This is a genomic window from Psychrobacter sp. 1Y1, assembly GCF_051847395.2.
Lineage (GTDB): Bacteria > Pseudomonadota > Gammaproteobacteria > Pseudomonadales > Moraxellaceae > Psychrobacter.
In genome coordinates this window covers 302,550-324,888 of the sequence record NZ_JBPYDF020000001.1, presented here as the reverse complement: position 1 = coordinate 324,888, position 22,339 = coordinate 302,550, and the positions used below count along the sequence as shown (strand labels likewise).

Below are 22,339 nucleotides of genomic sequence, written 5' to 3'. Positions count from 1 at the left end.
GATACCGCGATAACACTGACCTTCAGATACAAAAAAACCCACAAACATAATGGTGGGCTAATCGGTACTGACAAATTTAGTGTACAAAACATCAGTATAAAAAGTGGTAGCGGGGGCTGGATTTGAACCAACGACCTTCGGGTTATGAGCCCGACGAGCTACCAGACTGCTCCACCCCGCATCAATCTAGAACGCATATTATAGGGAAGTTTCGTAGAAGTGTCAATACTTTTTTTAAATTAATTATAAATTAAGTATTATCTGCTAAAAATCCAACCTGACGCTATGCTGCGTCTGTAAAACTTGGTGCGATTGGGGGGACTTGAACCCCCACAGCTTTCGCCACCACCCCCTCAAGATGGCGTGTCTACCATTCCACCACAATCGCATTGTACTGCTCTGCTTCTATCATCCAGTCTATAATCAATAATGCTTAAGGTAGGCATCTATAGAACAGGAGTTGCGAAAACAGGAAAGCATTGTAAATCTAACCTACCAAAATAGCAAGCGCTGCCTACTTAAAAGAGGCTTACTCAGGATTTTGAGTCAATGGACGCGGCGTTTGCGGTGCTGAAACTGGCGCATCTAGACGAAACTGATCTTCTGCTTGCTTACGAGCATGAACAGCAAGCGTCATGCTCGTAATAAAAAATATGACCGTTAGTACTGCCGTAGCACGCGTCAAGAAATTAGCAGTACCTGCTGCGCCAAACACGGTACCTGATGAACCGGCACCAAAAGAAGCTCCAGCGTCTGCCCCTTTACCATGCTGTATCAGAATCAAGCCGATCATGGCAATGGCCACAATAATATGCAGGGCTAATATAAACGTAAACATGGTGGCCTCTTTTGCCGCGTAATGACGACTGATAACGGAAAATAAAACGTAAGGTTAATAGAATGACAATCGGCATGATCAAATGCCAAATCGACTATATAAATAAGGCGCATTGTACACGATTGCAAGGGCAGTGTTAAACCTACTTTTACCAACCGATAAAACCATACTGTCTATAAGCTATGATCTTGATATCTGAGCGTTATTTATTCATTTAAACATTGGCTTGGTTAAATGCATCGGCAATCGCTAGAAAGCTCTCTGCTTTTAATGAAGCACCGCCCACCAACGCACCATCAATCATAGCGTCAGAAGCAAAACTATTAGCATTATCAGCATTAACACTACCGCCATACAGCACGGTAATCGTATCTGTTATATCAGCAAAGCTTGCAACCGTTTGTTTGATGTACTGATGAGTCTTACTCACTTCTGCCACAGTAGGCACTTTACCTGTACCAATGGCCCATACAGGTTCGTAAGCGACGAGCAGCTGTTCAGATAACGATGATGCTAAATCTGGCTGCTGAGTCAGTAAGTCTTTAATAACCGAGAGTTGCTCATTGATAACGTTGAGTGTTTGACTATTGTCATACTGCTCTTGTGTTTCGCCGATGCAAAACACCACGCCTAAGCTCTGAGAAAACGCATGAGACAATTTGCTTATCAGGCATTCATGAGATTCTTTATGATATTGACGACGCTCAGAGTGGCCAAGTAGCGTCCAAGTAGCACCTGCATCTGCTACCTGTTGGGCTGAGCAGTCACCAGTATAGGCTCCTGTACTTGCACTATAGGTACTAACGTCCTGTGCTGCACAAAGTATTGAGCTATCTGCTAGACGCGTACTCACTGTACTTAAATGAACACAACTGGGCGCTACCATTAATTTACAGCGGTTTTTTGATGTCTGAGAGTTGGCTTGTTCTTCAGTATTAACTTTCGTCAATAAGTCGTCCAATAGTGCATTGACAGCACTGTTAGTCGCAGGATTCTGTTTCCAATTGCCAATTACCCAAGCTTGCATACTTATTTACCTTGTCTCATGTATTCATGCCAATTCGGCTAATATGCGCGTCAGTATAACAAATAATTCGTAAGTGCTATAGTAGCGTGCCACCATGAGCAGAATCACTTCTGCAAACTTATCTACAGATAATACATCAATAGACCCTTATTTTTACGAGCTAGTCGTCTAATGGTATATATAATTTTTTCAAACTAAAGTAAAGTTCTATACTACAGAGTTTATAAAATCAAATATTATTGCTGGTTCTATATATAGATATACAGGTAGATAGGATAAACAAAGCAAGACAGTTATAGCCAGTTATCGACTATCAACGACAAGTGTATAGCGTGTAATATCAAGCATTTCTACAGAATATTTTGTATCAAAGGAGAGGTTACAATGTCTATCGCAACCAGTAAGTACGGCGGTCTAGCGCAGCAACTGATTAGCGACGGTGTCGTTAGCGAAGCGAATATGAAGACGGCGCAGATTGAGTCGCAACAGCAGCAAATAGGACTGGTACCCTATCTGGTAGACAATAAATTGGCCGATGCTTATCAACTTGCCCAAATGCTATCCCAAGCTTTCGGCGACCCTCTATTCGATCTTGATGCATTAAACGTTGATGTTATTCCAAAAGACTTGGTGGATGAAAAAATCGTTCGCAAGTTTAATGCATTACCACTCTTTAAACGAGGACAACGCCTGTTTGTCGCACTGAGTGATCCCACACGCGTTGATGCTATTGATGCGATTGCTTTTAACTCTCGACTGTCGATAGAAACCATTGTTGTCGAAGAAAATAAGCTTAAAAAGCGTATCGAAAGTGCATACGCAGATACGATGCAGAGCTTTGATAGCTTCTCTGATAGTGATTTAAATGTTGGCTTTGAAGACGGTGACGAAGATAAAGAGAATGACGAAACTAAGCTGAACGACGGCGTTGATGAAGCACCTGTCGTAAAATTCGTCAATAAAATGCTAGTCGATGCTATCCGTATGGGTGCTTCTGATTTACATTTCGAGCCATACGAAAAGTCTTTCAGAGTACGATTTCGTGTCGATGGCGTCATGCAAAAAATGGCCAGCCCACCGGTTCAACTTGCGAATAAAATTGCAGCACGTCTAAAAGTCATGTCGCAAATGGATATCTCAGAACGTCGGGTACCGCAAGATGGGCGTATTAAACTAAAAATTTCTAAGAATAAAGCCATTGATTTCCGGGTAAACTCATTACCGACGTTATTCGGTGAAAAGCTTGTTTTGCGTATCCTTGATCCATCATCAGCTATGCTAGGTATTGATGCATTGGGGTATGAACCAGATCAGCAGGAAATGTTTTTAGAGGCATTACACAAACCACAAGGCATGTTGCTTATCACTGGTCCTACTGGTTCTGGTAAGACAGTATCACTTTACACTGGTATCAACATCTTGAATACTGGCGCAACCAATATCTCAACGGCTGAAGATCCAGTCGAAATTAACCTTGAAGGGATTAACCAAGTCAATGTCAATGCCAAAGTTGGTTTGACGTTTGCCAATGCACTCAAGTCTTTTTTGCGTCAAGACCCTGATATTGTCATGGTTGGTGAGATTCGTGACCTTGAGACTGCTGAGATCGCTATTAAGGCAGCACAGACTGGACATATGGTTCTTTCTACTTTGCATACCAACTCAGCGCCTGAAACATTAACGCGTCTACGCAACATGGGCGTCGCTTCTTTTAATATTGCCACGTCAGTCAACCTAGTCATTGCTCAACGATTGGCACGACGTCTCTGTAAGAACTGTAAAAAACCTATTAACATCCCGCGTCAGAGCTTATTAGAGATTGGTTTTACCGATACTGATTTAGATAACACTGATAATATCATTTATGAACCAGTCGGCTGTAATGAATGCCGTGAAGGTTATAAAGGCCGTGTAGGTATCTATGAGGTGATGAAGGTCAGCCCTGATATTTCACGCATTATTATGGAAGATGGTAACGCAATAGATATCAAAGACGCTGCCATCAAGAATGGTTTCCGCGACTTGCGACGTTCTGGGATCTTAAAAGTTTTGCAAGGTGTCACGAGTATTCAAGAAATGATGCGGGTGACTTCTGAATAATAAATAAAATTTATATTATAAGTCTTAGTATTCTAACTATTAGTTGGTAACTGATTTATAAACCAGCAATGTCCTTTATCTTATATCTTTAAAAATAAAACAGATAAACACTGGTTTTTTACGCTAAAATAAAGTATGCCTGACTGGTATTTTAAGTCTGGTATTCTATTGTAAATTTACAATATATATTGGACAATTTTGAGGGTAGTAGTATGGCAAAAGCTAAGACCGACATGTTATTAGATTTCGTTTACGACGGTGTGAACCGACGCGGGCAGAAAGTTAAGGGAGAAACCACCAGTCGTAACTTAGAGCTAGCGAAAGCAACCCTACGTAAACAAGGCATCACGGTTAAAGGGATTAAGAAAAAACCAAAACCTCTTTATACCTTCAAAAAAGCAATTAAAGCCATTGATATTGCTATTTTTGCTCGGCAGTTGGCAACAATGATGAAAGCAGGTGTACCGTTGACCCAGTCCTTTGAGATTGTCGCCGACTCGCTCGATAATCCGAGTATGAAAGACTTAGTATTGAAAATAAAAGCAGACATTGAAGCAGGTGGTACTTTTGCTTCTGCATTGCGCAAACATCCTCGTTATTTTGATGATTTATTCTGCTCACTCGTTGAATCTGGTGAACAATCAGGTGCACTTGAGACGATGCTTGAACGAGTCGCTACTTACAAAGAAAAAAGCGAGCTTCTGAAAGCAAAAATAAAAAAGGCGATGAAGTATCCTATTGCTGTTATCGTAGTTGCTATCATTGTTACTATGATTCTATTGATAAAAGTAGTACCAGTATTCTCTGATCTATTTGAATCATTTGGCGCAGAGCTACCAGCGTTTACGCAAATGGTTGTTGGCATGTCCGAATGGATGCAGGCATGGTGGTTTATCCTTATCATTGCTATCGGCGGTACAATCATCGGCTTTTCAGAAGCTAAAAAAAGATCTAAGAAATTTCGTGACTTTTTAGACCGTGCTGTCTTAAAAGCTCCAATATTCGGCAATATCGCCTATCAAGCGATTATTGCACGCTTTTCTCGTACACTATCTACAACTTTTGCCGCGGGTGTTCCACTTATTGATGCCCTAGATTCTACTGCCGGTGCGACTAATAATGTTGTATTTTATAATGCCACTCAGCAAATTAAGAATGATGTATCCACTGGTCAGCAATTACAGTTTTCCATACGCTCGACCAACTTATTCCCCAGTCTAGTCATTCAGATGGTTGGTATTGGCGAAGAGTCTGGTAGCTTAGAAGAAATGCTAGATAAAGTCGCTGTCTACTACGAAAACGAAGTTGATAACGCTGTTGATGGATTGACCAGCTTGATGGAGCCGTTAATTATGGCAGTGTTAGGTGTGTTAGTTGGTGGCCTAGTCATCGCAATGTACTTGCCAATTTTCCAAATGGGCTCAGTAGTAGGATAATGATTTGATGCAGTTTATACAGTTACTACAAGAAAACATCACCCTAGCTTTATTCGTGTTTGGCCTATTAGGTCTTTGCGTTGGTAGTTTTTTAAATGTTGTGATTCATCGCATACCGCTGATGATGGTGTATGGTTGGAGACAGGAGTGTAGCCAGTTTATGTCTGAACAGGCAGATATGCCACGCGAGCATACGCTACCCATAGCAAATATTGTCGCTACTGACCAACCGATTACTTTAAGTCGCCCAGCCTCACGCTGTCCGCATTGCGCTCATAAAATCAAATGGTATGAAAACATACCTTTAATAAGCTGGCTTTCACTGCGTGGGCGGTGCTCAGACTGCAAAGCACCCATTGGTATACGCTACCCTATTGTTGAGCTCATCACCGCTTTGCTATCAGTATTGGTAATTTATCAATTCGGTGTCGGTGTAGTAGGCTTATCTGCACTGGTACTGGTATGGACATTGGTTGCGTTAACGGGTATTGATTTCGATACCCAGTTATTACCCGATCGCTTAACCTTCCCTCTAGCGGGCTTAGGGTTGGCCGTGAACTCGCAAGGCTGGTTTGTCTCGCCAACACAATCCATATGGGGATTATTATTTGGGTTTCTGTCGCTATGGATAGTAGTCAAGGTGTTTTACTTAATAACTAAAAAACATGGAATGGGTCAAGGGGATTTTAAATTACTAGCAGTATTAGGTGCTTGGCTCGGACCTATGATGTTACCTTTGATTATTCTAATATCATCTTTACTCGGCTCTATCGTTGGGCTGATCTTGATGAAAAAACAGGGTGAAAGCCGACCTTTTGCTTTTGGGCCTTATATCGCTATTGCAGGTATTGCTGCCTTATTATACGGCTCAGATATCGTCAGCTGGTATCTCGGTATGTATGTCTAATAACTGACAGCGCACATTAGATTATTGTAGTAAATATCATTGTAGGAAATTTTCGGCAGCGACTCATAAGTAAAGCTTTACAAGGCCGATTGTGAGTTCAAAGCTGCATTCATTGTTCTATCTATCAGATAAGCCACTATTATGTCAAAAAATATATCGCACTCTTATTCACACCAACCACAAACCACGCAACCAAAAAATAAGAAGCTCGTGGTTGGTTTGACGGGTGGTATCGGTAGTGGCAAATCTGCCGCTAGTGCTTGGTTTGCTGAGCAAGGCATCGATATTATTGATGCAGACGTGATCGCCCATGAGACTGTCGCTAAAGGTAGCACCACTCTGCAGAAAATCCAGAAAAAGTTTGGTGATTGGATACTGACGGATGAGGGTGTCATGGATAGGGCTGCTGTACGTACACACGTATTTGCAAATCCTGAAGCGCTGATTGAGCTTGAGGCTATCACTCACCCAGCGATACGTGAGACAGCAAAGGCACAGCTAGATGCTAGTACTTCACCGTATATAGTCTTGTCTGCGCCCCTACTTATAGAGGCGGCAGAAGCAGGACTGGCTAATTTATGTCAACGTATTTTAGTCATGGATGCCACCGAAGACACGCAGCTTGCGCGTGCCAGTCAGCGTGATGATCAAAGCATACAAAAAATTAAGGCCATTATGACCAATCAGCTGAGTCGTGAAGAGCGTAATCGTCATGCAGACAATGTCATACTCAATGAGAGCGACCTTGCCTCTCTATATCTACAACTAGAACCTTTACACCAAGAGTACCTTACGCTTGCCCAGCAGCTAAAGTTCGCTGGCGATTAACCTCATACAATGCCATGCCAGTAGCAACACTCACGTTTAGGCTTTGCAAGTTACCATGCTCGTTTCCTGACATTGGAATATAAACCAACTCATCACAGCTTTCCATTGTCAGGCGACGCATACCCTCTCCTTCTGAACCCATAATGATAGCAGTCTTTCCAGTTAGGTCAGCGGCATGTATTGGTTTAGCCTCTTCACTAAGTGCCGTACCAAATACGAAAACGCCTGCATTTTTGATTTGCGACAACGTGCGTGCTAAGTTGGTAACGCTGACGATCGGCATCATCTCTGCTGCGCCAACTGATACTTTGGCGACTGTTGGCGTTAGGCTCGCTGCATGGTGTTTTGGACAAACCACTGCATCCACACCCATAGCCACTGCGGTACGTAGGCAAGCGCCAAAGTTATGTGCATCTGTGATTTGATCTAGTACCAATAATAAGCACTGTTCACGGCCAATAATAGTATCAAGCAAACCTTCATCAGCGAAACCTAACGGACGAGCATTGAGCACCACGCCTTGATGCTGCGGACTACCACATAATTGCGTTAGCTTGTCTTTTTGGGTTGGTTGAATGCTAATGCCGTTTGCTTCCGCTTCGGCCATGATAGCTTGTACATGACTGTCACTCTCACGCCCTTGCTGCACAAACAAACTAAGACCATCAAGAGGACGATGTTCAAGTAACGCATCAATGGCATGAATGCCGTAAAAATAAATGGGTTTTGCCATAATAGGCCTACTAAATATAAAGTGGATATCGCACTAGGCGACGGGATAAAAGAGGATAACGTCGGCTTTAAATGTCATAGCTCATTGATGATGAGAGAACAGTAAACCAAACGTCAAAAAAGAAATAAACAATACCAATCCGATATTGTTTATTTTCTCGAAACACTAATGTGTGATAGAACAGGCGCTAGAATGAAAGCTTGAGCGCCCTATTAATAATATCAGCCTTCTAGATGACAGACATATTGAACAATTTCTTCAGTACGTAGGTTAAAACCGCTATTGCCTTCAACGACAAATGATTGACCTGCACGGTAGTAGCTGAATTCATCGTCACCATTGATCTTCACTTCACACTCACCACTGGTGATTTCGATACGCTCAGAGGTATTGGTGCTAAAGTGATAATGCTCAACCAAGTTGTCACAAGGTAAGATAACGCCTAGCGTTTTATGACGACCATCCTCAAACATAATGGTATGGCTTGAGCAGCGACCATCATAAGATACTGTCGCTTGGGCATTAACTGTTACGTTAGTAAATTGCGCCGCTGTCATAGTGGCTTCCTTATCAAATAATTATGGCAAAACTAAAAAATAAGTAACGGGTTAAAGTACCGACAGAGTTGCACTGGGCTTCGAATACGCGACCAGTAAGCAAACACGCCTGCTTTAGGCACCTTATCCCTCTATAGTAGATATCTGCGCGCTAAAGGTAGCCACAGGTTCTATGAAAACGCTTTTGAATAATGATTGAGTGGCATATTTTTCACCACTATACGCCTACAATTTTACAAAATTATGACTCGTTATTAGGTTGCATCGCGCATCAAACTCATAAGAAGAGTTTATCATTATGTGAGATTATGCTACCACATTATATCTATAAAGTTTGTTAAAGCGACTAGGAAAATTCTATTTGATGGCAAGTATCCCATTCGCTCATTTAATATTTATTTAGTATTTTTCTAGGCGGATGCTAGGCCACTAACTTAGGTATTTTTTTATCGTTATCAGTCAAAATACTTCTTCTCATACTATGCTTATCTTTGGATATCCAATGACCCTAATGATTAATATTATAGGTATTATGTCGATGATTTATTGTCAGTTTTTAATAGTTTTATGGTAATCTTCCAATAATAAATTCTGTTATACCTCGTCTTAAAGTTTGTATTTACGCACATTTAACACCATACTATTTGCCTACAATATTTATCTAATTAGCAAGTTTAAATAGATATTTTCACTTCCTTATTTACCCTATTTATAGATGGCTTCCTAAGATTTATATGATGTCCATTGTCTGTCCTGAGAGGCGTTGATGCTAGTATCGTTAACTTTACATCAGTTTGCGTTGATTGCTCAGCATGAGCTGAGCGTGGCTGAAGGTTTTAATGTCATCACTGGTGAAACAGGTGCTGGCAAGTCGTTATTGCTAGATGCACTATCACTATGTGTCGGTGAGCGAGCAGACAGTGCGATGGTCAGGCATGGCGCTGCGCATGCGGATATCTACGCTCAATTCGATGTAGAAAATAATAGCGTCGTCGCTGACTGGTTTGCCAAAAATGATCGACCGCTAGAAGAACCTGAAGTACTTATTCGTCGACAATTAAGCAATACTGGCCGCTCAAAAGCATGGCTAAATGGTTCACCGGTTAGCTTAGCGGAGCTAAAGAGTTTAGGCACTTTATTGGTCAATATACATAGCCAACATGCTCAGCAAGCATTGCTCAAGCCGCAATTTGTGGTGCAATGGCTTGATGAGATGGCCCAGATAACACCGCTAGCCAACCAAACTACCAGTAGCTATCAAGCCTATCAGCAGCTAAAACGTCGCGCGGACGACATCGCGAGCCGCGAAGCCCAGCGTCAAGATCGTATTCAGTTGTTGCAAAGCCAATTAGCAGATATTGCGCCGTTATTGGCTGTGGATTACGCAGAAGTTGAATCTGAACACGAAGAGCTCTCCAATATTGAAGCGTTAATGCAAGAGGCCAGTCATGGTCTGTATTTGCTCGACAATGATACCGATGAGCCAGACGTCATGACCTTGCTCGGACAAGCGATCAAACTCTGTGACAATCAAGTAAGCGTTAGTCAAACGTTTGAACAAGCTTCCGAACAGCTCCATTTAGCACAGCAGCAAATCACTGAAGTGACTGCCCTGCTATCAGATTATGCCGAACAGCAGCTACCTGATCCTGAACGCCTGCAAACACTAGACAATTTAATCAGCTTAGGACATCGTTTGTCACGTAAGCATAGCTTGCCAGCCAGTGATTTAATTCATGAAGCAAAAGGTTGGGAAGCGCAATTAGAGCAGCTAGAGAACGAGCCAAGCAGTGATGCAATGGCAGCGCAAATTGAGCAGGCTTGGCAAGACTATCTCGCTCTGGCCACACAGTTAAATAAAGAGCGCACAAAAGCTGCTCCGATAATTAGTAAGCAACTCATCAAACAACTACAACCGCTTGCGCTACCCAATGCTCGCTGTGAATTTGTCTTTACCAAAAAAACCGAACCTAGTCAGTACAATGCCCAAGGTTGCTTCGATATTGATTTATTATTCAGCGCCAATGTCGGTATGCCAATGCAGCCCCTACATAAAATCGCCTCAGGTGGTGAACTGTCACGTATGGCACTCGTGATGCAAGTCTTACAAGCGACCAATGCTGATAACAACGCCGCCAAGCCTATGTTGGTATTTGATGAGGTCGATGTCGGTATCAGTGGCGGTACTGCACAAGTGGTTGGCGAGCTGCTACGCTCACTTGGGCAAACACAGCAATTGCTGGCCATCACGCACCAAGCGCAAGTCGCAGCGCAAGCGCATCAACATATCTTGGTACAAAAGCACCATCAAGAACAGACCGAAAGCGAGCTACTCATACTGACCAACAGTGCGCAAGTAGACGAGCTGGCGCGTATGTCTGGTGGTGTCATTATTACTGATGTCACGCGTGATCATGCCCGCAGCTTATTATCCGATGTTAAATAACGCTCTACCTGACCTATCTAACGTTAAATAATCATTCGTTTTCATTAAAACGGATGGTTAGCTGAGTCTGTATGATGGTCAGTAGCAATTAGTGCGAATCTTGCTTTTCTATTGATTATCACCATATAGTGGTCTTTCACCCTTATTATTAGGTTGCGTTTGTTTCTATGTCTAAAACCAATTTGACCCATCATTTTTTGATTGCAGCACCCGAGCTGTCAGACCCAAGGTTTGAGCAGGCACTTATATATATTTGCCGTCATGACAAGCATGGTGCGCTAGGTCTGATGGTCAATCGTCCGCTTGAGCAATCTCGCGTAGGTAAACTGCTAGAAGATTTAGATATTGAAGTGACCAATCCACAGGTGATGGAAGATGTGGCATTAGAGGGCGGCCCTATGTATCCGGAGGTTGGTTTTGTGCTGCATACTGGTCAGCCAGAATGGGCGTCTTCTTTTGCTATTTCAGAGAACGTTTGCATCACAACTAGCCAAGATATTCTAAAGCGTATTGCCGCAGGCCAAGGCGTCGGTCACTATCAACTGTGCCTCGGACATGCCAGCTGGGGCAAAAAACAGCTAGACCAAGAGCTCAGTAATGGTGACTGGTTAGTCTGCCCTGCTGATCTGAATTTATTATTTGATACACCGTTTGAAGAACGCTGGCAAATCGCAGCCGACAAAATCGGAGTCAATTTCGACTATCTTAGTAGTGACATAGGTCATGCGTAATATCATACGCTCTGCGAATTTAGATAAAGACATAAAGGACACCCATTACTATGGTAGATAGCACTTTTACAGCCAATAGCACAGACGCTATAGATAATGACATTGATATTGGTATTGATACTCTTAATAACGATAGCAATATCACTGCTGAAACTATCGAGCCAGAAGTAAAGCCGCATCTTATCTTGGCACTAGATTACGGCGTCAAAAAGATGGGCATGGCGCTCGGTAATACCATTACGCAGACGGCGCGTGCCTTTGACATTTTGGCAATGAATAACGGCCAGCCAGATTGGGACAATTTAATTGGTATCATCAAAGTCTGGGGCGTGGCGCAAGTCGTGGTCGGTCTACCGCTTAATATGGATGGCACTAGCTCCATGCTTTCAAAACGAGCACACAAATTCGCTCGTCGTCTAGCCCATAGAGTGATGGAGCAACATTTGCCAGTGACCATATCACTGTGTGATGAGCGGCTGACTTCAGTCGAAGCAAGAGAAATAGCATGGGACAATGGTTGGATCAAAAACGAACGCGACCCAATCGATGATATCTCCGCTTGTATTCTGATGTCGACCTATTTTGCTGATCCTAATAGCAGTATCGCTATCGATGCAATCAAAGCAGAATAAAGCAGCCAAATAGGTAAAAGACACGTGTGCAGCTATAATGTCACTTCGATACATCATACCTCTCAACGGATAAATGACTGATTACTATGACCACTGTCTCAGACCAATCTTCGCAACATAAGTCACAGCATGGTTTTGCTCCACTTGCTATTGCCCGTATTAAAGGCGCACAGCGTGCCAACCAAATAGCGATTTATCTCATTTATGCGGCTATTTTTGCATTTGTGGTCTTTGGCACGATTGCTAGTATCAAAGCATTCCATGATAACCAGCTGCTTTATCAGTTATTTTACAATTTGCCCTATGCCTTAGTAGCCCTCACGATACCCATTACTATTTACGATGCATTGGTCGTTTATCGTTATCGCTTAAATCAACCGTCGATGATTGCCATGAGTATTGGTGTATCAACTATTATATTGGTTGGTGGATTAATTTTTGCCGATACTGCATGGTTAGGGCTATCTTGTTGGCTAGGCGTGGCATTCTTATTTAAAGTAAGTTTTAAGCGATTTTTTAACTTTTTAGAAGTAGCTGATGTACCTGAAGTCGACGAAGAGGCTGAAAGTACTGAAGCATAGAAGACCTACAAAGTACGCCATGATAAGTACTTAAGCAAACTATTTACCCTACTTGTCCTTAAACCCACTTATTTAGCTTTACGATAATGATTATGACCACTTCGATACCAGACACGCCTATCCACCATCACTTAGATACTCAAGGGCTGATCTGTCCTGAGCCCGTCATGATGCTACACCGAGTCATTCGCAAAGCAGATGGCGGTGAAGTGATTGAAATATTGGCGACAGATCCGGCTACCACGCGCGATATTCCAAATTTCTGTCGTCATTTAGGTCATGAACTAGTAGGCCAAGAAACACTGGCTGAGAACGTGAGCTTAGACGCTGATCCTGATGAAATCACCATCGATAGCGATGAGGATACGCCTGCAAGCGTAACGCTATATCGCTATCTGGTTAAGAAAAAAATGGCATGATAAGTTTGGCATTATTTTAATAACTGTCTGTTATTGCTAACTTAACCCCTACCTGAGTATCATCCTATGAGCCGTGATCGTGCCGTGCAACAACGACAGCCTAAAGCATTGGCGGTCGATGATGAGCCAGCTTATATGACTGAGTTTCGTCAAGCCATGCTGGCACGCGGTCTAGCGACGCGTACTCGTAATGCGTACGTCCGCGACCTACGCTCCTGCGAGCTGACCAATCCTATCGCTCTGACACGCTGGCAGCCTGATGATGTGCTGCACTGTCTGTCACTCCTTGCTCAAGATGGCAAAACCCCACGTACACAAGCACGCATGCTCTCAAGCTTGCGCCAGTTTTATCTATGGATGATCGCCAGCAATTTGCGCGAAGACAATCCTTGTGAGCGTATCAAAAGCCCAAAACTCGGACGTCCGCTGCCAAAAGACTTAGCCGAGGCTGACGTCGATAATCTACTTGCTGCACCTGATACCGGCACCGCGCTCGGTCTCCGTGATAAAGCCATGTTAGAAGTTTTATACGCTTGCGGTCTGCGGGTGAGTGAGTTGATTAACCTCTCATTAGAGCAAGTGAATCTAAACTCAGGCTGGCTACAAATCACGGGGAAAGGCAATAAAACGCGATTGGTGCCCCTCGGCGAATATGCAGCGGATGCATTGGAAGATTATCTGTCTCATGGGCGTGGCGACTTGATTGCTCATTTAAAATCAGGCAATTGCCAAGCGGTATTTTTGACGGCGCAAGGTGGCTATATGACGCGGCAGAACTTTTGGTATCTACTTAAGAAGTACGCCAAAGTTGCCAGTATCGATAAAGAGTTATCCCCGCATACGCTACGTCACGCCTTTGCCACGCATTTGCTCAATCATGGTGCAGATTTAAGAAGTGTGCAGTTATTGCTAGGACATAGCGATTTATCCACCACGCAAATCTATACTCATGTTGCAACGGCAAGATTGCAGAAATTACATGCCGAGCATCATCCACGTGGGTAGCCTTACCATATTGTCATATGGGCAGCATTGAAATCTAATATTATTGATGATTGTAAAAGGAATATATCGTGTCGCAAGCTCAACCGTCTACCTTAACAAAGAGTCAAAACTCTGCACTTAGAAACCTCACTATCATGGGTTATTTAGAAGGTACGTCTTTTCTATTGTTACTTGGTATCGCGATGCCACTCAAATATATGCTCGATATTCCAGAAGCGGTAAGCTATGTCGGTCCAGTGCACGGGGTATTATTCGTTGCCTATGTCATGGTGTTAATCATCACCGCGAGTAGAATAAGAATGCCGCTTTGGGTTTTGCCTGCTGGTGTGCTTGGCTCATTTTTGCCATTTGGGCCCTTTATATTTGATCATTTACTGAAGAAGAGTTTGGGGAAGTAGTTTCAAGAAACCTTCAATATCAAGAACGATGTATAGCTGAATGCGGCTAACTATAATGACACTCTATTCGCCTGCTGTATCTATCACTATTCTAGGATTACGTGCCCGTATCTCGCGATAAAAACGTGATTTGTCTTTTGGTGAAATTAGTATTTCTTCATCGTTATATAATATTTTAATCCTATCTAATGATAGTGCTGGCGCAGAACTCATACTTCGAGTCGGCGTAATATAGGTGATATCTGTAATTTCAATTTTTTGAACAGAGAACCCACTATCTACTTGTAGTTGGTCATTCGTTAATATGTACTTAGTACCGAAAAAAGGGATGAGCATTAGTGCTGCAAAAGGGATGAGAATAACCGTCATTAATATAGTTTGTATGAGGGATTTTTGAGCATCTCGCTTCCACTGCCATAATGGAACAGACACCGTAAATAAACTCAAACCCCAAAGTAACAGTGCAAGCCAGAAGTCTACTTTGGATACGAATATAATGTCTGGCATAAATAACACTTAGAGACTATCAGGTTAGATTTGATTCTATCTTAAGCGATACCTCTTATCTAATATCTCTAGCATTTTTTCTTAAAAATTTTTACGACATAGCAAAATGCAGTTCCATAAATAGATAGCTGCAAACCCATCCTTTTCTCGTTACAATACCCTTATTAAAGTGCGTCATGATATACATGCTGCCTAACTGGGCTGCGCACTACCTTTTTCCTATTCATCATCTGAGAATCCTATGAGCCACCCACTAAATCATAAGCCACCTTCTGACCTGTTAAAAAACGCCGAACACTGGCGCGAAGATATCAATTTTCGCCAAGAAGTGCTGGGTAAGCCGTTTGATTTTGCGACCACGTGGGGCATTTTTTCACCGCAAAAGCTCGATGATGGTAGCTTGATGCTACTTGATTATGTAGATTTTGAGCAAGATGATGATTCGATTGATTTGGGCTGTGGTTATGGTGTACTTGGTATGACGGCAGCGCGTGAATGTCCGAATGGTCAGCATACGCTGATTGATAAAGATTTTATGGCAGTAGAATACGCACGTCGTAACTGTGAGAAAAATGGTCTAAACAATGTCGATGTGCATTTATCAAATGGCTTTAATCATGTGGCAAAAGATAAAGACTTTAGCCTTGTGATGTCGAACTTGCCAGCCAAAGTCGGTAAAGAGCAGCATTATTTATACTTCCTCGATGCCTATGCACGCATGCGTAAAGGTGGCCGTTTTTATGTCGTCACCATCAACGGTCTGCGCCAATTTGTGAAACGCTCGTTTACCGAAGTGTTTGGCAATAGCGACAAAATCAAACAAGGTAAAACCTATACGATTACGATGGCGACCAAAGACTAGTTTTAGCTTTGCCTGATTGAGTTTCAGCCATTTAAACTGAAGCTTAAATTGAAATCGACATAAGAAAGCACGCTAAATCTAATTTAGCGTGCTTTTTATTTGGTATGACCAATTGTCTTTTTACATCTGACGTTTTATCAAGTATCCACCCAATAGCGCGCTGCCGATAATCGGCAATAGCACCATGAGCATTGGTGAAAAACCTGTGGCTAGCGATACAAAACCGACTAAGTCTTGAATATAGCTAAATAGTAGTCCAAACAACAATGCCACGACGATACGCAAGCCTAAGCTGTGCGTCCGTAGCGAGCCAAAGACAAACGAGCAAGCGACAATCACCAGCGACAATATCGATAATGGTGATAGTAGCTTTTGCCAAAATGCGACTTCATGATCTAAAGAACGATTGCCCTGCTGATGCATAAACGTGCGATGCTCATACAGCTGCGTCAATGACAAATCTTCTGCCTTACGCGTTAGCAGATAGACAGACTCTGGGGCAAAAGGTAAGCTTAACGTATCTGATGGTGAAATAGCTTGGCTACTCTCAAAGCCCTGATTGATAGAGAGCTCAACCATATCATTTAGCTGCCACTCGTAACGATACTGCTCGCTTGGCTTTTCACTATTCACATCAATTGGTTCACGGCCAGTATACTTTCCACCTTCCGCATGGACAGCGGTTTGCAAATTTCCGTTGTTATCCAAATGCCAGCGTTTCACTTCGCCAATATTGCCTGCTACATCAGCATAATCAATATATAAAACGTCGCTACCATCATGTGTAGCACTGCCATCTTCTGCGGTTTCGAATCGTGGTTGTGTCGTCCAGTAGCCGCGTACCGAAGTGACCAGTGAGGTACTGTCCTCATCATTAATCTGTTTCGCTAATTGGTTAGAAGACGGTAGGACAAATTGGTTGATAGCCAATGCCAATAGTACAAATATCAAAGCGGGCTGCAATACCCAGCCGACGATACGATAAATACTGACCCCAGCCGCGCGCATGACGACCAGCTCGCTTTTATTGGCCAGCAAACCTAACCCTATGACAGCACCCAATAGCGCACCCGTTGGGATAAATTGCTCTAAAAAGTAAGGCGAACGATAAAAGATATATTTGAGCGCCTCGCCCATGGTGTAGTTATCATCTAACGAATCAAGCTCTGATAAATAAGAGAAAATCAGCTGCAACGCCCACAAACCAATAACGGCAGCGATAATAGCCAATAGAGCGTTGAGTTTGACATAACGACTGAGGACTTTTAGATTGGCAGGCTTTTTAGCCAATTGATTAGACTTGGCTGACTTAGCAAATAAAGAGCGCATTAAGACTGCCCTCCTTGTGAGCTGTTGTTCTGATTATCTATGTCGCTAACTGAACTAGTTGCGGCAGCGGCTAGCCTGTTTTCTTGTTTGCGAAAGCGCAGTCGATGTTGCACACGGCTACCCCAATTCATATAAAGCGCCAATGCCATAAATCCTAAAATAAGCCATGCATATGCCCATACGCTGATGCTGTCTTTGCTCACTGCGTTTTTTAGCGAAATGATACCTAATGCACAACTGACAAATAATAAGATAGAAGGAAACAAGCGTAGCCAACGTCCTTGACGCGGACGGACTTGCGCCAGTGGCACGGCCAACATAGGCGCGATAATCATCAGCCATGGTAGCGCCAAACGATAGCCAAGCTCACCTTGTGCAGCACGCATTGCACTGTTAGAGCCTGATGGTGAGCTACTCGTGGCGGCCTGCCACAATGGTCCTATCTTTTGCGTTTCAATATTGTCTTCGGTGATAACTTCCTGTGAAGATTCAGTCAAGGTGATGCGATAGCGATCAAAAGCGACTTGATTATATTTCAGACTGCCTGCGCCGACTTCGTAACGACGTCCTTGGAACAGATCCAACTGAGTCACGCCGCTATTGCCAGTATCTACTTGCTCAGCACGCTTAGCCAACGTGATCGTGTCTTTGCTGATGTCCTTTGCACCACTACTTATAATATCTTTTGGAATATCAGAGATGCCAATTTGTTCAGCTGTTTCGCTGTCAATCGTGTTATTCATATTAGTAGCATTGACATTAGCATCGACATCTTCAGCAGCACCACCTTTTTTAGCAGGTTCTGATTGTATCAATATCACATCTTGCAACTTTTTCTTATCATCGCTGAGACTACCCACATATAAATGATAATTACCGCTACTGATAAACTCGTTCGGACGAATCAAGTCGAACGCACTGGTCAATGCTTGCTGCTGCCACACAGCCTCAGACGAGCGTACGCCCCAAGGCTTACCAACGACAGATAGCGCCGCTTCGCCGACGAACAACGCTAATATTAATGGTGTCATCAATCGAGCAAGCCGACCTCGAGACACGCCACTAGCATTGATCACTGCCATTTCTTGATCAACATACAAGCGACCAAATACCAGCATCAAAGCGATAAAGAATGCTAACGGTAAAATGAGCTCTAAAAAATACGGTAGGTTATACCCAATGATAGTAAACAGTAGGCTGACGTCCAAACGACCTTCAGCAGCGATGCCAAAATAGCGTATCAAACGACCGCCAAGCATCATCACTACCAAAAACCCCAACACTAAGGCAGTGGTCGAGGCAACTTGTTGTGTCATGTAGCGGCGTAATATCACAATGGGTACTCTTAAACGGTTGGTATGTGCGCAATTGATGATGAGCTTATTGACTATTTAGGTCGTACGACGACATATCACCAGCATGATATGGGTCATCTACATACTCAAATAACGGTAAACGTTACTAAGCGACTGGTTAGTCATACTCAATAAACACAAGCGACAGATATAACCGCTAATGCTAGCATGTTTTGCCCAAAAATGGCTGTGAAATGTGTTTGAAAACATTACCTACACCTTGCTGAGAGCGCATTACTGACAGTAAGTAACAAATATAGCAAATATTGGATAAATAATTAATAAAACCTCAAATTATATCGAATTGATAGTATTTATAGCGCTAAGTTTTTGCTTTATTTATTTTAGAAAGGTTTGTTTGTCATTCGTATCATCAAACATTTATCTCTGTTATTAATTGCTAGACTGACTGATAGAAAAATATACTTATATCGTCAAACGGAGAATAATATTAATGAATAAAACGACCTCTACACCTTCTACCCTACTTGAACTCGCTGGCGGCACTTTTGATGCGCTTGATTGGTCAAATTGCGCACTCGTTCTTATCGACTATCAAAATGAATATGTCGATGGCGCTATGCCATTAGGGGACGCTGGGGCAAAAGCTATCGCCAATGCACGCCTAGTACTCGATAAAGCGCGTCAGCAAGATCTACCTATCTTTCACATAACTCATCACGGTGCAGAAAATGGCAATGTCTTTGACCCTTTATCAGCTAACGTTGAGATCGTCGAACAGTTGCAGCCGCAAGATGGCGAAACAGTGATTGCCAAAAAGCATCCAAATGCCTTTTATGATACGCAATTACAATCATTAATCTCAGCAGCAGAAAAAAAGCAGATTGTTTTTGCGGGTTTTATGAGTCATATGTGCGTCAGCTCAAGCGTCCGCGCCGCATTTGACCTAGGTTTTGATAGTTTTGTCTGCCATGATGCCTGTGCCACGCGCGATCTACCTAGTGCTACTAGAGAGCCGATAAGCGCTGAAATCATGCATGATACTAGCATGGCAGCACTGCAAGACAGGTTTGCCACGATGGTAACGACCGACGAATTGGTCAATGACTAGTATGTTGGCATCATCGAAAAATGATAATGTAACCGCTAAACCATAGCGTAAGTTAGCACAGCATAATAAGTCAAACGTATTACCTAAGGCTTGCTAACTGCGCACGATTATCGCAATATGCTACACTACTGTGATTGCTCAACAGACCAAATAATCTAATAATCTGACAGGTATAAGCAGTCATCCAAATCCTGCAATTTTCATAACTCTAATAAGGATAACTATATGAATATCAAATTATCTCAGCATTTACCAAAGACCCATACGCAGAAAATCCTGAAAAAAGAAGCCAAAAGTAAAGACGATGCTTGTCTGGTTGTATTGGTCGATGACAAGAAAAACATTCTGGCTGAATCTGTGCTGACCGAATATACCGCTCGCATTGAGCAGCTGATTGAAGTATCACATTTCAAGGGTACTACTTGTGAGACTGTTGCTGATTATGCGCTGGCAGGTGATAAAAAAACCACTAAGCAAAACCCTGTACAACTGCTATTGGTCGGTGTAGGTAACACTGATAAGTTCAACAACACAGTGCTGCAAAAAATCGCCAACACTATCTATAGCAGCACACAAAAGCGTGTATCTTCTATCACTGTCGCCTTGGGTGATGCACTAGAAGAAAACCACTTTGGTCAATTTGTCCTTAATCTATTGGCAGCAAGCTACCGCTTTGACAAGTATAAGTCTGAGCAAGCGAGTCCTGTATTGACTGATGTCTATCTATTAGCTGATGAGTCACTACAGCCTGCGCTAGCATTTGCTCAATCAGTATTTGCTGGTCAGAGCCTTACTCGTGATGTGGCCAATGAGCCTGGTAATATTTGCTTCCCAGCTTATATGGCTGAACAAGCTCAAGAACTTGCAAAAACGTATCCTGACCTATTAACCGTGAAAGTACTAGGTGAAGACGAGATGTCAGCGCTAGGTATGCATTGCTTCTTGGCCGTTGCACAAGGCTCTACCAAAGAAGGTAAGCTGGTGCTCATGGAATACCGTGGTAAATCAGAATTTAGTTCAAATGCAGGCACTACCGAGCAAACTACTAGCAACGCAAAAGTAAGTGGTTTAAAAGCATTGGCGGATAAACTACCAACCAAAAAGTCAGCTAAAAATGCAAGCAAAAATAGCAATGACAATGCACAAGTGACCAATGACGACGCACCTATCGTATTAGTCGGTAAAGGCGTGACCTTTGATTCAGGCGGTATTTCAATCAAGCCAGGTGCGGCGATGGACGAGATGAAGTTTGACATGGGTGGTTCGGCGTCAGTACTTGGTACAATCAAAGCCTTATGTGAAGCACGTCTACCAATCAACGTCGTTGGTGCGCTAGCCTGTGCTGAAAACATGCCATCAGGTGATGCCACGCGTCCAGGCGATATCGTTAAAGCAATGAATGGTAAGTCAGTTGAAATCTTGAACACTGATGCCGAAGGTCGTTTAGTACTAGCAGATACCTTGTGCTACGTGCAGCGTTATCAGCCAAAAGCCATCATCGATGTTGCCACTTTGACTGGCGCTTGTGTGGTTGCGCTAGGCCATGTTCGTTCAGCAGTATTTAGTAATGATGAAGATGTCCTGTTTGATTTAGAAAATGCCAGTAACCTATCAGGCGATCTTATTTGGCATATGCCTTTGGATGATGAATATCAAGCTCAGCTTGACTCACCAATCGCTGATATGCAAAACATCGGTGGTAAAGGTGCTGGCGCGGTAACTGCCGCCTGCTTCTTGTCGCGTTTCATTGAAGAAGGTCAAGCATGGGCCCATTTAGACATCGCTGGTACTGCATGGAACTCAGGCAAAGACAAAGCAGCCACTGGACGTCCTGTACCACTGTTTATGCAATATCTAAAAAACAGCGCAGAGATGGCTTAATCCATTTATGAAAATTAGTTTTTATGTATTAAGTGAAAGTAAGGCCCAAGATTTCTTGGGCTTTATTTGTCAGCTGACTCAGACGGCGCTTAACAAAAGCGCTCAGTCTTTGCTGATTTTAATTGAAGATGAGACATTACTAGCAAATCTAGATACGGCACTTTGGGCACAAGATTCTACGAGTTTTATACCGCATCAATGTCTTTCTGATAATGACAATAAAAGTACCGATGATAGAGGTACTGATGATAGAGGTACTGATGATAGCAACATCGCTACTCATAAATCATTAGCGCCTGTACTACTAGGCAATCATATGCCAGCAGATTTTAATGGTATCGTGCTCAATACGACAACACGTCCGGTCAACGATTTTATGGCCGCTACTAATAATTCAAAACCCTCCCGAGTCCTTGAGTTGATCCGACCTGATGCCACAAGTACCCAAGAAGGTCGCAATAAATATAAAGCCTACCAGCAATTAGGTTACGATCTGACCCACTTTAAGGTGTAGCTCTGCCGTTTATTTTCCCTTCATCTCTTACAGCGACATGTCTTCCTACCTATATATCACTGCCTATATCGCTGCTTTTACTCTCCTATAAATGAGGTATTCTGAGTAGCTAGCCCTTGCCTATAAGTGCTGCATTCTTTTTGTACTAGTTGTATAACTCTACTATTCCTCTATTTGCATG

General features: G+C 42.8%; 22 protein-coding genes and 2 tRNA genes. 15 read left to right on the top strand and 9 right to left on the bottom strand.

The window, feature by feature from the left end; genetic code table 11:
• Positions 1–104: 104 nt before the first annotated feature.
• The 4 genes from ACS8FA_RS15380 to tpiA form a co-directional block, all read right to left on the bottom strand.
• A tRNA-Met gene (locus tag ACS8FA_RS15380) sits at positions 105–181 on the bottom strand.
• Positions 182–304: 123 nt separating this feature from the next.
• Positions 305–388 (bottom strand) — tRNA-Leu (locus ACS8FA_RS15375).
• Between the two features lie 141 nt (positions 389–529).
• Positions 530–838, bottom strand: coding sequence for a preprotein translocase subunit SecG (secG, locus tag ACS8FA_RS15370; RefSeq protein ID WP_021814138.1), 309 nt, complete (start codon positions 836–838; stop codon positions 530–532).
• A 214-nt stretch (positions 839–1,052) separates the two neighbouring features.
• Complete coding sequence (gene tpiA / locus ACS8FA_RS15365) at positions 1,053–1,865, bottom strand: triose-phosphate isomerase (protein WP_439264566.1); 813 nt, start codon at positions 1,863–1,865, stop codon at positions 1,053–1,055.
• A 384-nt stretch (positions 1,866–2,249) separates the two neighbouring features.
• Here tpiA and pilB point away from each other — a divergent pair, with 384 nt between their 5' ends.
• The 4 genes from pilB (at position 2,250) to coaE (ending at position 7,136) form a co-directional block, all read left to right on the top strand.
• Positions 2,250–3,965, top strand: a complete 1,716-nt coding sequence (pilB, locus tag ACS8FA_RS15360; RefSeq protein WP_439264568.1) for a type IV-A pilus assembly ATPase PilB — start codon at positions 2,250–2,252, stop codon at positions 3,963–3,965.
• A 212-nt stretch (positions 3,966–4,177) separates the two neighbouring features.
• Positions 4,178–5,401, top strand: coding sequence for a type II secretion system F family protein (locus ACS8FA_RS15355; protein ID WP_439264570.1), 1,224 nt, complete (start codon positions 4,178–4,180; stop codon positions 5,399–5,401).
• Positions 5,402–5,408: 7 nt separating this feature from the next.
• A complete protein-coding gene (locus ACS8FA_RS15350; protein ID WP_439264715.1) occupies positions 5,409–6,308 on the top strand; it encodes a prepilin peptidase in 900 nt (299 codons plus the stop codon).
• Positions 6,309–6,449: 141 nt separating this feature from the next.
• On the top strand, positions 6,450–7,136 hold the full coding sequence (coaE, locus tag ACS8FA_RS15345) for a dephospho-CoA kinase (protein WP_102078745.1): 687 nt from the start codon (positions 6,450–6,452) through the stop codon (positions 7,134–7,136).
• On the opposite strand, the gene rlmB is transcribed toward coaE, so the two are convergent.
• Positions 7,099–7,869: a 23S rRNA (guanosine(2251)-2'-O)-methyltransferase RlmB gene (gene rlmB, locus ACS8FA_RS15340; protein ID WP_102078746.1), complete on the bottom strand. Its 771-nt coding sequence runs from the start codon at positions 7,867–7,869 to the stop codon at positions 7,099–7,101. The genes coaE and rlmB overlap by 38 nt on opposite strands.
• A 221-nt stretch (positions 7,870–8,090) precedes the next feature.
• Positions 8,091–8,426, bottom strand: a complete 336-nt coding sequence (ppnP, locus tag ACS8FA_RS15335) for a pyrimidine/purine nucleoside phosphorylase (protein ID WP_057757729.1) — start codon at positions 8,424–8,426, stop codon at positions 8,091–8,093.
• Between the two features lie 766 nt (positions 8,427–9,192).
• Here ppnP and recN point away from each other — a divergent pair.
• The 7 genes from recN to ACS8FA_RS15300 all read left to right on the top strand — a co-directional run bounded on the left by recN (position 9,193) and on the right by ACS8FA_RS15300 (position 14,638).
• Complete coding sequence (gene recN / locus ACS8FA_RS15330; protein WP_439264573.1) at positions 9,193–10,872, top strand: DNA repair protein RecN; 1,680 nt, start codon at positions 9,193–9,195, stop codon at positions 10,870–10,872.
• Between the two features lie 167 nt (positions 10,873–11,039).
• Positions 11,040–11,603 (top strand): YqgE/AlgH family protein, encoded by a 564-nt coding sequence (locus ACS8FA_RS15325; RefSeq protein ID WP_101204671.1) that lies wholly within the window; start codon positions 11,040–11,042, stop codon positions 11,601–11,603.
• Between the two features lie 140 nt (positions 11,604–11,743).
• The gene (gene ruvX / locus ACS8FA_RS15320; RefSeq protein WP_439264717.1) at positions 11,744–12,235 is read left to right on the top strand and encodes a Holliday junction resolvase RuvX; all 492 of its coding nucleotides are present in this window, start codon (positions 11,744–11,746) and stop codon (positions 12,233–12,235) included.
• Positions 12,236–12,321: 86 nt separating this feature from the next.
• A complete protein-coding gene (locus ACS8FA_RS15315; RefSeq protein ID WP_439264575.1) occupies positions 12,322–12,816 on the top strand; it encodes a hypothetical protein in 495 nt (164 codons plus the stop codon).
• Between the two features lie 92 nt (positions 12,817–12,908).
• Positions 12,909–13,235, top strand: a complete 327-nt coding sequence (tusA, locus tag ACS8FA_RS15310; RefSeq protein ID WP_102092648.1) for a sulfurtransferase TusA — start codon at positions 12,909–12,911, stop codon at positions 13,233–13,235.
• 66 nt (positions 13,236–13,301) lie between these two features.
• A complete protein-coding gene (gene xerD, locus ACS8FA_RS15305) occupies positions 13,302–14,240 on the top strand; it encodes a site-specific tyrosine recombinase XerD (protein ID WP_160021378.1) in 939 nt (312 codons plus the stop codon).
• Positions 14,241–14,308: 68 nt separating this feature from the next.
• Positions 14,309–14,638 (top strand): DUF3817 domain-containing protein, encoded by a 330-nt coding sequence (locus tag ACS8FA_RS15300; protein WP_439264578.1) that lies wholly within the window; start codon positions 14,309–14,311, stop codon positions 14,636–14,638.
• A 63-nt stretch (positions 14,639–14,701) separates the two neighbouring features.
• Here the strand turns inward: ACS8FA_RS15300 and ACS8FA_RS15295 are convergent, their stop codons facing one another.
• Positions 14,702–15,145 carry a PH domain-containing protein gene (locus tag ACS8FA_RS15295; RefSeq protein WP_439264580.1) on the bottom strand — a complete coding sequence of 148 codons (444 nt, stop codon included), beginning with the start codon at positions 15,143–15,145 and terminating at the stop codon, positions 14,702–14,704.
• Positions 15,146–15,386: 241 nt separating this feature from the next.
• Here ACS8FA_RS15295 and ACS8FA_RS15290 point away from each other — a divergent pair, with 241 nt between their 5' ends.
• On the top strand, positions 15,387–16,007 hold the full coding sequence (locus tag ACS8FA_RS15290; protein ID WP_414559803.1) for a class I SAM-dependent methyltransferase: 621 nt from the start codon (positions 15,387–15,389) through the stop codon (positions 16,005–16,007).
• Between the two features lie 120 nt (positions 16,008–16,127).
• Here ACS8FA_RS15290 and lptG read toward each other — a convergent pair whose 3' ends face one another.
• The gene (gene lptG / locus ACS8FA_RS15285) at positions 16,128–17,336 is read right to left on the bottom strand and encodes an LPS export ABC transporter permease LptG (protein WP_160021375.1); all 1,209 of its coding nucleotides are present in this window, start codon (positions 17,334–17,336) and stop codon (positions 16,128–16,130) included.
• Positions 17,336–18,652, bottom strand: a complete 1,317-nt coding sequence (locus ACS8FA_RS15280; protein WP_160021374.1) for an LPS export ABC transporter permease LptF — start codon at positions 18,650–18,652, stop codon at positions 17,336–17,338. The genes lptG and ACS8FA_RS15280 overlap by 1 nt, the downstream gene beginning before the upstream one ends.
• 493 nt (positions 18,653–19,145) lie before the next feature.
• On the opposite strand from ACS8FA_RS15280, the gene ACS8FA_RS15275 reads away from it, so the two are divergent.
• The 3 genes from ACS8FA_RS15275 to ACS8FA_RS15265 all read left to right on the top strand — a co-directional run bounded on the left by ACS8FA_RS15275 (position 19,146) and on the right by ACS8FA_RS15265 (position 22,158).
• Entirely contained in the window at positions 19,146–19,763 is a 618-nt protein-coding gene (locus tag ACS8FA_RS15275) for a cysteine hydrolase family protein (RefSeq protein WP_439264583.1), read from the top strand.
• Between the two features lie 225 nt (positions 19,764–19,988).
• Entirely contained in the window at positions 19,989–21,644 is a 1,656-nt protein-coding gene (locus ACS8FA_RS15270) for a leucyl aminopeptidase (protein WP_439264585.1), read from the top strand.
• Positions 21,645–21,651: 7 nt separating this feature from the next.
• On the top strand, positions 21,652–22,158 hold the full coding sequence (locus tag ACS8FA_RS15265; RefSeq protein WP_424509983.1) for a DNA polymerase III subunit chi: 507 nt from the start codon (positions 21,652–21,654) through the stop codon (positions 22,156–22,158).
• Positions 22,159–22,339 lie beyond the last annotated feature (181 nt).

Excerpts from the sequence above, each read along its gene's own strand:
- rlmB (WP_102078746.1), bottom strand. The coding sequence starts at position 7,869 with ATGGCAAAACCCATTTATTTTTACGGCATTCATGCCATTGATGCGTTA.
- pilB (WP_439264568.1), top strand. The coding sequence starts at position 2,250 with ATGTCTATCGCAACCAGTAAGTACGGCGGTCTAGCGCAGCAACTGATT.
- ppnP (WP_057757729.1), bottom strand. The coding sequence starts at position 8,426 with ATGACAGCGGCGCAATTTACTAACGTAACAGTTAATGCCCAAGCGACA.
- ACS8FA_RS15315 (WP_439264575.1), top strand. The coding sequence starts at position 12,322 with ATGACCACTGTCTCAGACCAATCTTCGCAACATAAGTCACAGCATGGT.
- xerD (WP_160021378.1), top strand. The coding sequence starts at position 13,302 with ATGAGCCGTGATCGTGCCGTGCAACAACGACAGCCTAAAGCATTGGCG.
- tpiA (WP_439264566.1), bottom strand. The coding sequence starts at position 1,865 with ATGCAAGCTTGGGTAATTGGCAATTGGAAACAGAATCCTGCGACTAAC.
- ACS8FA_RS15295 (WP_439264580.1), bottom strand. The coding sequence starts at position 15,145 with ATGCCAGACATTATATTCGTATCCAAAGTAGACTTCTGGCTTGCACTG.
- ACS8FA_RS15325 (WP_101204671.1), top strand. The coding sequence starts at position 11,040 with ATGTCTAAAACCAATTTGACCCATCATTTTTTGATTGCAGCACCCGAG.
- tusA (WP_102092648.1), top strand. The coding sequence starts at position 12,909 with ATGACCACTTCGATACCAGACACGCCTATCCACCATCACTTAGATACT.
- ACS8FA_RS15275 (WP_439264583.1), top strand. The coding sequence starts at position 19,146 with ATGAATAAAACGACCTCTACACCTTCTACCCTACTTGAACTCGCTGGC.
- lptG (WP_160021375.1), bottom strand. The coding sequence starts at position 17,336 with ATGCGCTCTTTATTTGCTAAGTCAGCCAAGTCTAATCAATTGGCTAAA.
- recN (WP_439264573.1), top strand. The coding sequence starts at position 9,193 with ATGCTAGTATCGTTAACTTTACATCAGTTTGCGTTGATTGCTCAGCAT.
- secG (WP_021814138.1), bottom strand. The coding sequence starts at position 838 with ATGTTTACGTTTATATTAGCCCTGCATATTATTGTGGCCATTGCCATG.
- ACS8FA_RS15355 (WP_439264570.1), top strand. The coding sequence starts at position 4,178 with ATGGCAAAAGCTAAGACCGACATGTTATTAGATTTCGTTTACGACGGT.
- ACS8FA_RS15270 (WP_439264585.1), top strand. The coding sequence starts at position 19,989 with ATGAATATCAAATTATCTCAGCATTTACCAAAGACCCATACGCAGAAA.
- ACS8FA_RS15350 (WP_439264715.1), top strand. The coding sequence starts at position 5,409 with ATGCAGTTTATACAGTTACTACAAGAAAACATCACCCTAGCTTTATTC.
- ACS8FA_RS15290 (WP_414559803.1), top strand. The coding sequence starts at position 15,387 with ATGAGCCACCCACTAAATCATAAGCCACCTTCTGACCTGTTAAAAAAC.
- ACS8FA_RS15280 (WP_160021374.1), bottom strand. The coding sequence starts at position 18,652 with ATGACACAACAAGTTGCCTCGACCACTGCCTTAGTGTTGGGGTTTTTG.
- ACS8FA_RS15265 (WP_424509983.1), top strand. The coding sequence starts at position 21,652 with ATGAAAATTAGTTTTTATGTATTAAGTGAAAGTAAGGCCCAAGATTTC.
- coaE (WP_102078745.1), top strand. The coding sequence starts at position 6,450 with ATGTCAAAAAATATATCGCACTCTTATTCACACCAACCACAAACCACG.